Below are 14,424 nucleotides of genomic sequence, written 5' to 3' on the forward strand. Positions count from 1 at the left end.
GCCTTCAGATTATTGAAGGACATTTCTGATTTAGAGATCAAAATAAATAAACCCATTTTGTAATAGCTCGGGTTTTTTTTCGGTATTATATTTGGAAAGAATCAACTGATCAAAGCTTGCAGCACGCGCTCTGGTGAGAAAGGCAAATGGCGCAGTGGTTTCCCCGTTAATCTCAAAAAGGCATTGGCTATGGCACAGGCCACCATGGGTGTTGCAGTTTCTCCTACCCCTTCGGGAATTTCTGCCGATTCAAGGATTACAGTTTCAACACTATCAGGGATATCCTGCATCCTAAGTAAATTATAATCGTGATAATTGGACTGTTGTACCCGGCCGTTCACAATGGTAATTTGTTCTTTGAGAACACTGCTCATGCCCATAATGATGCCACCTTCCATTTGGGCCTTTACATTGTCTGGTTGCACCACCACCCCGGCATCCAAGGCAATCCAAAAATGGTGTACTTTGATATTTCCTGTACTTCGGTCTATCGATATTTCACACACTCCTGTTCCCAAAGACCCGTGTTCCACAAAGGCCATGCCTTTGGCTCTACCTTCAATAGAAGGGGTATTCCAACGGGAGATTTCTGCAGCTTTTTCCAGTGTAGCCAATGCCCGGGGTGCTTTGGTCATTAATTTTCTCCTAAGATCCAAAGGATTTAAATTTTGGTCCCGTGCAATTTCATCCAGCATACACTCAATGGCAAATTTGTTGGGGCCATGTCCTACGGCACGCCAATGTTTTAGGCGAATGCCATTGGAGGCTTCTTTCCATTCCGCAAATTGGTTGGGGATATCATAGTGGTCATTGGCCACTGCACTGGCCACCAAGTTTCCTCCGTCACCTACCACAGCGTGCGAAAATGTAGTGATGTTCCCATTATAATCTGTGCTGGCCGTAAGTCGCTGTAAGGAAAGGGGGCGAAAGGCGCCATAGGTAACATCGTCCTCCCTGGTCCATATTAGTTTTACGGGAAGTGGTGCCATTTCTTTTGCCAGGTAGGCACATTCCTCCACAAAATCGTTCATGCTTCTTCTGCCAAATCCACCTCCCAAATATTGCAAGTGTACGTTAACATTTTCCGGGGCTATTCCGAGAATTTTGGGCACTCCCAACTTGGTGTCCATACCCTGCTGGCTACCTACCCAAACTTCGGCACTGCCACCGTCTTCCGCAACCTTCACCACCGCATTCAGCGGTTCCATTTGGGCATGGTATACATAATCGTTTTTATAGTCCACCTCATAGGTTTTGGCGGCCGTTCTTTTGGCCTTGGCAACATCGCCAATTTCTATGATGACCTTGCCCTTTTCTTTTTGTGAGGCTATTTTTTTATAGGTGGTATATACTTCCTGTGAGTTGTGACCGCTTGCCTTGGACTCGCTCCAATCTATTTTTAGGCTTTGTTTGGCATTCAAGGCCTGTTCCAGGGTCTTGGCCACGACTCCTATGGCATAATCCAAGGGGATTATTTTTAAAACCCCCTCCATGGCCAGAATTTCGGCTTCATTGGTCAGGCTGGGCCTTGAACCGTGGAGGTTGCCTCTTTCCAAAACTCCGTAAACCATTCCCGGCAAACGGATGTCTATGGCGAACATGGCACTACCGTCTACCTTGGCAGGGATTTCGGTACGGGGAATGTCTTTTCCGACCAGCTGGAAATCCTTGGGATTCTTTAATTGTGCTTCGCTAAGGTCGGGTAGTGTTTCTGGCATTTCCAAAAAAGGAACCAGGGCTCCGTAACTTATTTTTTGGTTGGTTTTTCCATGAAGTACATGACTATTGGATGTTGTAAGTTCCTCTATGGGTACTTCCCAATGTTTGGCAGCACTGCTTATTAAAACATAGCGGGCCTGGGCGCCTGCTTTTCGCATAACATTGTAGTAGCTATTTGTTGTCCTGCTGCCTACCGTAAACATTAGCTTACTGCCCGGGGCCCATCCCGGGGAACCGTAGATCTCCGATTCTTGTGGGGAAAATTCCACCTTCACCATAGACCAGTCGGCATCCATCTCCTCGGCAAATATAAGTGGTAAGGAGGTCATGGATCCCTGTCCCATTTCGGCCGCCGGATTATATATGGTAATTAAGCCGTCCTCGGACAATTTCACCCAGGCCGTAAGTGGCTGTTGGGCGAGTTGTTCCTTAATTTTTTTTGGATCTTTGCAGGATATCATTTGCGGCAGTATACCGGATATGCCGATAAAGAGAGCCACCCCAGAGGATGATTTCAGAAACTTCCTTCTACTAATTTCGGTTTTCGTTTTAACCATGGCTTTAGTTTTTAATGGATGTTGGGGTTTTGGAGGCCAATTCAATGGCCTTGATAATACGCAGGTAGGTGCCGCAGCGGCAAAGGATGCCGTTCATATGGGTCTTTATTTCCTCCCTTGTGGGATTGGGATTGCTTTCCAAGAGGGCTACGGCCTGCATGATCTGCCCGGACTGACAATAACCGCATTGCGGTGCTTGGGCCTCGATCCACGCTTTTTGTACGGGATGATCCCCGTTTTTGGACAAACCTTCTATGGTCTTAATTTTTTGTCCGTCGGCATAATTGTCTACTTGAAGAAGACAGGCCCGCACAGGTTGATTGTCAATATGCACCATACATGCCCCACATTGCCCTATGCCACAACTATATTTGGTTCCGGTAAGGCCCAAATGTTCGCGCAACACCCAGAGTAAGGAAGTGCCTTCGGCAACTTCTACAGTATGTTTTGAATTATTAATATCCAGTTGAAACGTAGCCATGATACACAATGTTTTCTATTAAATTACTGAAAAAGAAGGATGTAGCCTATTTGGGGCTTGAAAATTTTTGGAAAATCGGGCATTTGTTAAAGTGATAGGAATAGTGCTGATGACCCTCGCGGGGAAGATTACATATCCTGAACGCCATGACTTTTACCTAGTTCCCTTCATTTCACCTAGGACTTAGGCTTCCAATCCCTTCCGTCGTCCACTACTAGCGGAGGATCCCCCTTCCCTTATACTTCGGCTCCGCTCAGCACAGGTCCAGGGGAAGGAGCCATAGCTCCATTACTGCACTAAGATGCAATAAATTGTTCCTTCAGTCGCTGGCGCGAGCGTCACGCTCGTGCCCTCGCTGCCCAAACTAGAGTTTTTTTAGTTTTTCTTGCACTTAATTAAAAACATGGATTGGTCTTCCTTTACCTCCACAATTTCGATTAGCCCAGCTTGGTCAAATTCGGCGTGTACTGCTTCCCTGTCGTAATAATAAATTTTGGCACCTTCATGAACTTCGTACCTGTCTTTACTGATCATTTTTCCTTTGCCGAAATTTGGGGCATCTTTGCTTATTGCAGTAAAAACCATATAACCGTTTTTGCCCAGTTGGTGATAGCAGTCTTGGATTAGTTTTATTCTTTCGTTCTTGTTCAAAAGATGGATCAAGGCATGACAAAAAATGCCATCATATTTCTTTTCATCAAAAGGCATTGCGGAAACAGATCCGTGATAAATGGTCATGCCATTTCCATAATGTTTTTTTGCTAGTGCAATGGCTGTTTTGGAAATTTCTATCCCTGTAACATTAATGTCGTTCTCTATAAAAATTTGTGCGTTACGACCGTAACCAATACCTGGAACTAGCACGTTTTTAACGGATTGCTTTATAAAAATTTCTTTTGTTATAACAGCTGATTTTGCAGGTTCAAAGCCCCACATTGCCTGTTTTCCAATAAAATTCGTTTCCCAAAATTCTGACATAACAGTATATTTTCTAGACAAACGTTGTCATTGAAAAATTCAACAAAAATTCATCGCAGGCTTATGCGGACTGCGTGCCTATTCAAGCTGGTCTTAAACGCACTATATCAATGTCCTACCTCACAAGAACATCCCGTATGCGTTTCCCCATGCCAATCAAAAGCAGGGGCGTAGTCGCTCATCTCCCAATAGAAAGGGCTTCTAGGCTTGTCATAGTTCCCTACCTCGTTCATAGTTTCGGTATCGTATAAACGTCCATTGATCATGGTATAGATTATGGAGTTGGAATTTTGAATATCCTCCAAAGGATTTTTGTCCAATACGATCAGATCGGCCAATTTCCCTTGTTCCAAGGAACCAAGTTGATCTCCCATTCCTAGGTATGAGGCTCCATTAATAGTGGCTGCTTTTAAGGCTTCCATATTGCTCATTCCCCCTTGGGCCAACATCCAAAGTTCCCAATGTGCGCCAAGGCCTTGTAATTGCCCATGGGCACCAAGGTTTATTTTTACGCCGGCATCGGCCAATTTCTTGGTTGCATTGGCAACTAAAATATGACCGTTTTCATATTCCTTAATAGGTGCCATGGTACGATGTCTGGAACGAGCATCTATAACGCTTCTTGGCGTGTATTTTAAAAGTTTTTCATTTTCCCAAACGTTGGTGGTCTGGTACCAAAAGTATTCCCCGTTCAATCCGCCGTAATTAACGATAAGGGTAGGGGTGTAGGCCGTTTCGCTGGCCGACCATAATTTTAGGACATCATCATATATGGGTGCCACCGGTATATTGTGTTCTATACCTGTATGTCCGTCCAAAATCATGGACATATTGTGAAAGAAGGTAGATCCTCCTTCCGGAACCACTTCTATCTGCTTCTCATGGGCCGCTTTAATGATCTGCTGTCTTTGGTCACGCCTGGGCTGATTGTAGCTTTTTACGGAAAACGCACCAAAGGCCTTGGTCCTTAGAATAGCGGAACGTGCATCTTCCAAATTGTTTACCGTAGCTTTAAAGTCGCCGTCCGCTCCGTATAAAATAACCCCGGTGGAGAATATTCTAGGGCCTACCATAGTTCCGGCCTTAACCATTTCCGATTGGGAAAATACCACTTCGGTATTGGCTGAAGGATCGTGGGTAGTGGTTACCCCATAGGCCAAATTGGCATAATAGGGCCAGTGTTTTTGGGCACTCAAACCAAACCTAAAATGACTAAGATGTGCATGCGCATCCACTAGTCCTGGCATTATGGTCTTTCCGCTAACATCCAAAATTTTGGCATCGGCAGGGATATTGACTACATCGCTGGAGCCAAGGTTTGTGATTTTATTGTTGTTGATGATGATGGTGCCACTCTCTATAACTTCATCATTGTTCATGGTAATGATCCTGGCCCCTTTTAGGGCGATGGTTCCCTTTGGTTTGTCCGTTGGCAGGCTTAGGTTGATTTTAAGACCTACAGTGTCCATAGCCGGAATACTATCCGGAGCTCCCTCCATAAAGGTAAATCGTTGGTTGATGGCGGTATTAAAATAGGCATCGCCCAAAGTCCAGTTTAGTTTGTCGCTATTCGAAGACCAGTGTAGATTAATGCCTGCATCACGGGCTACCTGTGCTACTGGAACATTGGTGGCATTTCCGTCCAATTCAATGGTGTTTCCTGTCTTGGGCAGGGCCGCAATATATACTTTGTACAAATTGGTAAAGGCCAACCAATTATCGTCCGGACTGGGGATGATTCGTTGTGCGTATTTGGATTTTACAATTTCCCGTTCTTCCTTACCCTGAAGGTTGACAGATTTTAGGGTCTTGGTGATGTTCCCCAAGAGATATCCTCCAGTTTGGTAGTAGATCCGAGTGGCATCCTTATTGAAACTTGGAAATATACCTTCTTTTACTACTAATTTTTTACTGGAGTTGATTCCGGATTTTCTGGATTCACTTATTTCCATAAGATAGATCCCGGGCTCTTTGGTATGTACATATCCCTGATGTTGATTGCCATCTTCTTCTCGGTATACAATAAGGTTGTTGTTGATTGGGGAAAAGTTTGGCTCCCTATAAATTGCCTTTTCAGTGGTCAGTTTAATTGGGCGACTTTTATTGGAGCTGAGGTCCAACCTATGTAAGGCCCCCATATGTTCATCGTTCCAGGTTACGTACACTAAGTATTTGCCGTCTTTGGAAAATGCAGGTTCATATTCCAGATCCGTTCCGGAGGTAAGTCGGGCAGGGGTACCATTGGGCAGTGATTTTTTCCAAAGGTAACCGGCGGCGTTAAATATTAGTGTTTTTCCGTCTGGGGAGGTTACGGCATTGCGTATAGCCTTTGGGGTAAAGGTCTCCGGAGCTGCATCGTTTTTAAATTTTAAAGCATTTACGATCTTGTGTTCTGCCGTGGCCTCAAAGGGAATATCGCTGGCCTTTAATGAATTGAGGTCAATTTTTTTGATTTTGCCCTGGACCCAGATTATGATGGAAGTATCATCTGGGGTAAAGTTGAATCCGGTATAGGGTCCAAATATGGCCCATGCTTCCTGTTGGTCTTTGCTAAGTTGATCGTAAACGGGCCATTCCCTCCCGGTTTTAAGGTCATGCAGATAAAGCACTGTTTTCTCCCTTACCCTTTTTACAAAGGCCATTACGTCACCTTTGTGTGAAATTACAGGGCGTATGGCCCCTCCTGGTCCACCAGTTACCCGTTCTATTTCCCCATCTTCCAGGTTGTAACGGTTTATAACATATATCTGGCTATTGGGGTCTTTGTTGTACTGAAATTCCCCACCCGGATAAACGTCTTCGCTATAGTATACATATTTACCATCAGGTGAAGCCCAAGGCTCCCCAACATCCTGTTGGTCGTTTTTCTTTTTGGTAAGCTGAATACCCTTACCGCCAGATTTATGGTACATCCATATTTCGCCAGCACCTAGAGAGCGGGTTGAAGTAAAATGTTTTCTGCAATAAATATAGTTTCCGTCTACGGACCAAACCGCATTGTTGACCAATCTAAAATCCTCCTTGGTGATCTGTTCGGCTTCGGAACCGTCTGTATTCATCACCCAAATATTATCGCCCCCACCAGCATCACTGGTAAAACTGATGTGTTTTCCATCCGGGCTGTACCTGGGTTGCACTTCAAAGGCATGGCCGCCCCGTATCAGGGTGGCGGTGCCCCCGCTGATGGGCATGGTATAGATATCGCCAAGCATATCAAAAACGATCTGGCTCCCGTCCGGACTTACGTCCAGGCTTATCCAAGACCCTTCGTTGGTAGTGATGGAAACATTTTTAAAGGGAAGGGCAGGGGTATTGACATCCCATTTATCTTTTTTGGTTTCTTCTTTATCCTGAGAATAGGAGGTATGGCAAATAAGTAATAGAAGGGCGAATAGGATACTGTTTTTCATAGAAGGTAATTCTAGTAAAATAATGTTCTGCACTTAGGTTAGAAATAAAACTTTAAAGATAGCACTTTGTATTGATTTGCCCATTTGAAATGTGGCTTTGAGCGTTGGGTAAAGCATGTGTAGGTTGTGGTACTCGAAGTAGGGAGACTGTGCGTGGCGCTTACTTGAACAAGAAAAACAAAAGTGCGTAATCCTCCTTAAAAGCCTCTCTTATTTTGGTAAATGCAATCCGCATTTGAGATTCCACGGTTTTTACGGAAATCCCCATCTGATCTGCAATTTCTTTATATTTCACCCCCTGTATCTTATTCAAAACGATGATTTCCTTACATTTTGGGGGAAGGGAATCAATGACCTGTTTCATTTTTTGGATACGCTCTTCCAGGGCGTCGGAGTCTTCCTGAATTCTATCCACTAAAGCTCGCTCCCAAATTTGGCCAAGCAATTTCTCCTGTTTTTTAGCCTTCTTAACGGTATCTATATATCTATTGTAGGCAATGGCATAGAGATATGCCTTTGGGGATTTGGTTTCGTCCAATTTGGACTTATCCTCCCAAAACCGGATAAAGGCGTGTTGTACAATATCTTCCGATTGTATTTTATCATGGGTATAGGTAGTGATATACGCCACAAGTCGATCATAAAATGTATTGAATAGATACCTGAAAGCACTACGATCGCCCTTCTTCATGGCATTTACTGCCTCAATTTCGCTCATTATGACTGGGTATTGATTTGGTTGATTTTATATGGTTAGTGCGAATATCAAAATTTTTTCTAATTCTTTTTAAGGGTTTGATGATTTTTCACAGTATTGATTATGTATTGCGCAATGAAGATTGCTTTAATAAGATGGCAAAGTCAGCGAAAGGCAATTAAATTTTAAGGAATATAATGAAAAAAAATATAACAAAGCTTCTTCTTGGTACTTTAACGGAAAAGGAGATAATTGAATTCAAAAAATGGTTGAAGGACCCAAGCAATCAGGCCGTGCTTGAAGCTTATGTCCGTGATTACCACGATCTAAATTTGGCTACTATAGAAAACAATCTAGATGAGGCCTACAACAAAGTATGTCTTCAAATAGATAAGACGGAAAAACCAGTTCGGAGACTTTTGCCAAATTGGACAAAATATGCTGCTTTAATTGTATTGTTAATTGGCTTGGGGCTTTTCTATCAACAAGGTTTTTTTTCGTCTCAAAACCAAGTTGTAATTGTGCCAAAGGACGATTCCATAATCCTTGAATTGGGCAACGGAACTATTCAAGTTGTCGATGTTGATGGAATCAAAGAAGTTAAAGACTCTGAAGGGAATATTGTTTATGTCCAGCGACAAGATCAGATAAGCTATTCCCAAGTAACTAAAAAGGAAGAACTGGTGTTTAATACCTTAAAAACACCCAATGGAAAGAAGTTTCAGGTCGAGCTTTCTGATGGGACTTTGGTGTTTCTAAATGCGGGTAGTTCCTTAAAATATCCGGTGAATTTTTTAAGTGAAGGTCCTAGGCAGGTATTCCTTACCGGAGAGGCGTATTTTGATGTTACCACGAATGAATCGAACCCATTTATTGTCAATGTTGATGAACTGGATGTAAAGGTGCTGGGAACGGAATTTAATATCTCGGCATATGGCGAGGATGAGCATATAGATGTTGTACTTGTCAAAGGTGCAGTGGATCTGAACAAAAAAGAGCGTTTACAAGAGGGTGCCGTTGAATTGTCACCGGGGCAAAAAGGGACATTTTATCAAGATTCAATGGGTATAACGGTGGATGATGTAAATACAAGCCTATACACCTCTTGGATGCAGGGTAAAATAATTTTTAATGATTTAACCTTTAAAGTCATCTTGAAAAAATTGGAGCGCCATTATAACATAGAAATTGTCAACACCAATGCTGAAATCGAAAACGAGGTTTTTCATGCGAGTTTTGATAATGTCGACATCGGAGAAGTGCTTGGCTACTTTAATGATATCCATAACATTGATTTTAAGATTAAGGGAAACAGAGTTATAATAAAGTAAAATCCTAACAAAAGTATAACCAAAAGAACTTAATGCCTATGATATAAAAATTTAGTCACCATTGCTTTGTTTTTTTTATAAAACAAAACCGGAAAATGCGCTAACATTTCCCGGTAATTAAAAGCGATTAACCAAATTAAATAGTTAACCACTAACAAACATTCAAAATTATGAAAAAAAACTTCAACGACCTTTGGTTGAGAACGACTGTGTTGAAATTTGACTTAAAAATGAAATTGACCTTACTGCTATTGTTCACAGCCCTGCTGGGTATGCACGCCAATGACAGCTATTCGCAAATAGCCAAAGTTTCTTTGGATGTCGAAAACGTAACAATCAAAGAAATTATAGATAATATTGAATCACACACAAAATTCAATTTTATTTATAATACTGATCATGTGGATCTTCAGCGGAAGCAATCCCTCCAAGTTAACAAAGAGAGTATTTACAAAGTGCTTCAACAGTTATTTGAAAACACAAATACTATTTACAAAGTCAAGGGTACTCAGGTTATTTTAATGCAGGCCCCAACAGGTAAAGTTACCAAACAGCCGGTTATAGATCGTGTTTCTGTTGAGCCAAAGTTGGTCCAGTCAACTGTCACAGGGACTATATCGGATGTAGATGGCACCCCCTTACCTGGTGCAAATGTTATTGAAAAAGGAACTACAAATGGTGTCCAAGCCGACTTTGATGGTAATTTCTCTATAAACGTTGCTGATGACGCTATATTGATGATCACATTTATTGGTTTTAAAGCTGTTGAAATACCAGTGAACGGGCAGTCTGTCATTTCCGTTGTCATGCAGGAGGATGCTGCCGCTTTGGAAGAGGTTGTAATTGTTGGTTATGGGTCTGTACAAAAGAGTGACCTAACAGGTGCCGTTTCTTCAATATCGTCAGAAGATTTAGGCGATCGCCAAGCAACTAGTTTGGCTGCCCTAATCCAAGGACGGGCACCGGGTGTAGAGGTATCAGGGGGTAAAATTCGTATTCGTGGTATAACAACATTTAACAATACAGATCCTTTAATAGTAATCGATGGTTTTTTAGGAGGTGACCTTTCTACTGTAAACCCTAATGATATTGAAAATATAGAGGTCTTAAAAGATGCTTCATCTACGGCTATCTACGGATCCCGCGGAGCCAATGGTGTAATATTGGTCACTACCAAAAGTGGTAAAAAAGGGGCTATGGAAGTAAATGTAAATGTATGGAGCGGTATAAAATCAACAACCAACAGAAGGGATGTGATGAATGCCGATCAATACATAGACTATGTTCATGATGCACTGACAAATGCAAACCAAACTATTACGCCTTTGTTGTTATCAGATGACGTAAGAGTAGATCGAAATGACTGGCAGGACCTAATTTTTCAAACTGGTAATACTTCTGAAATCAATGTGAATTTTTCGGGAGGGTCGGAAAAAGCGACCTATTACGCGGCAATTGGCCACCGTACCGATGAGGGTATTACAATCGGGTCCTCTTCAAAAGCAACGTATCTTCGTAACAAGAATACCTTTGCCCTAAAGCCATGGCTTGATGTTTCATTAAATACGGCCTTAAGCTATAAAACTCTTAAAGGTGCAAACCCTAGTTTTAGAAACGTACTGGGGTATATGCCCTACAAAGAAATTTACGATGAAAATCAAATCGGTGGATATACCGATGTTGATAGGATAAATGATGCCTCGGACATTTCTAACCCATTATCTGTACCAAACAGGGTCCACCCTGAAACCAATACATTGTCGTATCAGACTCAGCTTAATGTAAAACTTAAGCCTTTTGAAGGTTTTACCTATACAATTCAGGCTGGACTAAAAGGTAATTTTGATCGATTTTTTCAATGGACTGATACCTATGTGTCAGCTTCAAATGTTTCGGTTAACGCAATGGCAGAAAGAAGTTCGTATTTGTACTCACCAATAGTTGAATCCTTTATAAATTATAATAAAGAAATTGGAGACCACAATATTTCGGGTCTACTTGGAAACACTTGGCAGGATGGTATAAAAGGAGGAGGAATAGGTATTGGGGCCACTGGATACGCTTCAAATGAAATAAAATTAGTCAGTGTTGCATCTAGTCCACAGGCACCTACCCAAAGTTTATTTATTGATTCTAGGATATCTTATTTCGGAAGACTTAATTACGATTATAAGTCAAAATACCTTATGACCGTGAATATGCGTACAGATGCTTCTCCTAACTTCTCACCTACCAATAGATGGGGTTATTTCCCTTCGTTGTCGTTAGCATGGAAAATAAATGAAGAGTCTTTTTTCGATGACATCAATGAAATTAGTCAGTTGAAATTGCGAGCAGGATGGGGAAGATCAGGTAATGACGCAATTGGTCAATATCGTTATCTATCTTCAGTGTACTCACAAGGAGTTGGATATCCATTAGGGGTTTCACAACAGGATGCACCGGGAGCTACCGTAGTTCAAAACGCCTCTCCGGAAATAAAATGGGAAACCACGGAATCATTGACGGTCGGATTGGATTATGGCTTATTTAACAATACCCTTACAGGTACGATAGAATATTTTGATAAGCAAACCGAAGATATCCTTTTTGCTGTACCTAGTCCATTGTCGTTAGGTTATGGAACAGGACTAGATGGAGGAACTATTGACGGTAATGCTATTGTCAATGCAGCCTCAGTGAGTAACAAAGGATTTGAGTTTCTAATAACTAAAAGAGGTGATTTGGGTAAAGTAAGCTATAACGTAAGTGCCAATTATACCTTTATGGAAAATAATGTAAAAGGCTTAGGTCTTGGACAGCCTTTTCTATCTGGAAATTCTAGGACTGAGTTAGGTTTGCCCATAGGATACTTTTACGGATATAAGACGGACGGTTTATTTATGAACCAATCAGAGATAGATGCTGCGAATACAGCGGCACAATCAAGTGGATTCGACTATTATCAAGAAGCATCTACTAGTGCGGGAGATGTTAGATTCAAGGATGTTAATGGTGATGGCCGCATTGACGGAGAAGATCGTACCATGATTGGGAATCCAATTCCTAAACATATATTTGGATTAAATCTGGGCCTAAACACGGAACAATTCGATTTTAACATGTTCTGGCAGGGAGCAGCGAATTTAGATATATATGACGGAGGCTATATATGGAATCGCGGGGGTGTTAGAATTATGAATCAAGAAACTAGTGTGCTTGATAGATGGATAAGCGAGTCTCAGCCTGGAAACGGAATTCAGCCAAGAGCTCTTAGCGGTGATGCCGTTGGAAATACACGACCTTCTGACCTACAGGTTCAAGACGCCAGTTATTTTAGGTTAAAACTTGTATCGCTTGGTTATACGTTTGGCGATAACCTTACTTCTAAATTCGGAATGACTAAACTAAGAATATATGCAAGTGGTGAAAACTTACTTACGGCAAGATTAACTGGTTATGATGGATTTGATCCTGAAATTGGAGGTGAAAACCTCGTTCGTGGTGTTTCAAATTTTACCCCTCCAACGCCTAAGACAATTACTTTTGGAATTCAGGTAGGGCTTTAATCAAAAAAAATGAAAAAAATGAAAAAAATATCGAAAAACAGATTTAAAATAATCGGAGTATTTGTTTTATTTCTTTTGCCTTTAGTCTCTTGCGATGAGGAAATATTAGACTTGAATAATCCTGAACAGTTTACCCAGGCAACGTATTTCAAGACACCAGAACAAATTGTTCAGGCAACCAATGCAACTTATGGCTCCTTTTTTCAATTTTGGATAGGAAGTTATCAGTGGCCGGAAATTTGGGATGTATTGGCCAATGAAACAGAGGCTACGGCTGGAGCTCTAGGTAGTTATCACGAAGTTTCTATTATTCAAATGATGGGATACCAACACAATGAAACCAACCGCACAGTTGAAAACTTATGGAGAATGTGGTATGTGATGATCTCTAGGGCTAACTTGACTATTGATACGGCCGATGCCTATTTGGCTGAAAATCCATCGAATGATCTTGTTATTAGATCACGAGGAGAGGCCTATTTCTTGAGAGGTTGGGCCTATTTTAATTTGGCCAATTATTGGGGAAAGGTGCCGATCCGCTTAAGTTTTGATCAATCCGAGAATATTGATGCCCCATTGGCAAATAGTGTCGATGAAGTTTGGGCCGTGGCAGAGAATGATCTGAAGGAAGCCCAATCAGTTTTAAAAGAAGTCGAAGACTATGGAGATACTGATCTTGGACGTGCCACTAAAGGTTCTGCAACTGGTTTTCTTGGCAAATTGTATTTGACCACAGGAAGATATCCAGAAGCTGAAATTGAATTGGCTAAGTTGGAAGGTCATTACGACCTGCTGCCGGCTGAGGGCTATCTATGGAATTTTGGGGAGACCAACGAAAATAATATTGAGAGCGTTTTCGAATTTCAGTCGGCATATCAAGAGGGTGATGCAACAACGGCAATGTTTACTAATGTTGAAGGAGGTCCAACACCCGCAATGAATAATATGCAGCCACAGCTTCATTCCTGGAACGGTTGGCCTAATTGGAAGTTTTCACCGACTAGGGAGCAAGCATTTTTGTATCAGGACGAATCAGGTACAGATTTTATAGATCCTAGAGGAGCGGAAACATTTTATGGTGGTGTAGCTGGAGACGACACTTGGTGCGATATGTGTGCTGAGAATCCCAATCGCCCCTATGATTTTGCTGCCTTAGGTTATTATTATAAGAAAAAAGGTAACAAAGAAGTAAAACCTTCTGAAAGTGGAGCTTCTGCTGGTGCCGCTGTATCAGGAAATAACATTAGACAGATGAGGTATGCCGATGTGTTGCTTATGAGGGCTGAATGTGCCCTTATGCAAGGTGATCCATCAGGTTGTATCGACTTTATAAATATAGTGCGTAGACGTTTTGGCATTTTTGAATATACTCCTTCCAATTATTCGGAAGCTCAAGCATTCGAGCTTTTGAAGCGGGAAAGAGAGGTTGAGTTTATGGGCGAAGGCTCTAGGTTTAATGACCTCAAACGATGGGGAATATTAGAGGAGACTTTAAATCCTGAATTTCAGGTAATATATGGTACTCAACCGGTCGCACCATCCCATTACTTTTTTGAAATACCTCAAAATGAGCTTGATACTAATTTCGGATTGTAGTGGAAATGAAAGCTATTTAATGTAATACCAACAGGCTGACTAAATAATGCGAATCAAGGATTAAAAATACCTGCCGATCATCAGTGGTTTATATGTCGATATTATAT

Annotated in this window: 8 protein-coding genes; 3 read left to right on the plus strand and 5 right to left on the minus strand. The window is 41.7% G+C overall.

Going from position 1 to position 14,424, the window contains the following annotated elements; genetic code table 11:
* Window positions 1-101 precede the first annotated feature (101 nt).
* The 5 genes from MWU82_RS11065 to MWU82_RS11085 form a co-directional block, all read right to left on the minus strand.
* Complete coding sequence (locus tag MWU82_RS11065; protein WP_247096423.1) at window positions 102-2,276, minus strand: molybdopterin cofactor-binding domain-containing protein; 2,175 nt, start codon at window positions 2,274-2,276, stop codon at window positions 102-104.
* Between the two features lie 4 nt (window positions 2,277-2,280).
* Window positions 2,281-2,757 carry a (2Fe-2S)-binding protein gene (locus MWU82_RS11070; RefSeq protein WP_247096424.1) on the minus strand — a complete coding sequence of 159 codons (477 nt, stop codon included), beginning with the start codon at window positions 2,755-2,757 and terminating at the stop codon, window positions 2,281-2,283.
* 375 nt (window positions 2,758-3,132) lie between these two features.
* Window positions 3,133-3,735: a class I SAM-dependent methyltransferase gene (locus MWU82_RS11075; RefSeq protein ID WP_247096425.1), complete on the minus strand. Its 603-nt coding sequence runs from the start codon at window positions 3,733-3,735 to the stop codon at window positions 3,133-3,135.
* A gap of 107 nt (window positions 3,736-3,842) precedes the next feature.
* On the minus strand, window positions 3,843-7,145 hold the full coding sequence (locus MWU82_RS11080) for an amidohydrolase family protein (RefSeq protein ID WP_247096426.1): 3,303 nt from the start codon (window positions 7,143-7,145) through the stop codon (window positions 3,843-3,845).
* Window positions 7,146-7,305: 160 nt separating this feature from the next.
* Window positions 7,306-7,863 carry an RNA polymerase sigma-70 factor gene (locus MWU82_RS11085; protein ID WP_247096427.1) on the minus strand — a complete coding sequence of 186 codons (558 nt, stop codon included), beginning with the start codon at window positions 7,861-7,863 and terminating at the stop codon, window positions 7,306-7,308.
* Window positions 7,864-8,039: 176 nt separating this feature from the next.
* Between MWU82_RS11085 and MWU82_RS11090 the strand changes: the two genes are divergently transcribed.
* From MWU82_RS11090 to MWU82_RS11100, 3 genes are all read left to right on the plus strand, one after another.
* Complete coding sequence (locus MWU82_RS11090; protein ID WP_247096428.1) at window positions 8,040-9,173, plus strand: FecR domain-containing protein; 1,134 nt, start codon at window positions 8,040-8,042, stop codon at window positions 9,171-9,173.
* A 170-nt stretch (window positions 9,174-9,343) separates the two neighbouring features.
* The gene (locus MWU82_RS11095) at window positions 9,344-12,721 is read left to right on the plus strand and encodes a TonB-dependent receptor (RefSeq protein WP_247096429.1); all 3,378 of its coding nucleotides are present in this window, start codon (window positions 9,344-9,346) and stop codon (window positions 12,719-12,721) included.
* Window positions 12,722-12,739: 18 nt separating this feature from the next.
* Window positions 12,740-14,317, plus strand: coding sequence for a RagB/SusD family nutrient uptake outer membrane protein (locus MWU82_RS11100; RefSeq protein ID WP_247096430.1), 1,578 nt, complete (start codon window positions 12,740-12,742; stop codon window positions 14,315-14,317).
* Window positions 14,318-14,424 lie beyond the last annotated feature (107 nt).

It is taken from the genome of Arenibacter sp. S6351L, assembly GCF_023016025.1.
GTDB lineage: Bacteria > Bacteroidota > Bacteroidia > Flavobacteriales > Flavobacteriaceae > Arenibacter > Arenibacter algicola_B.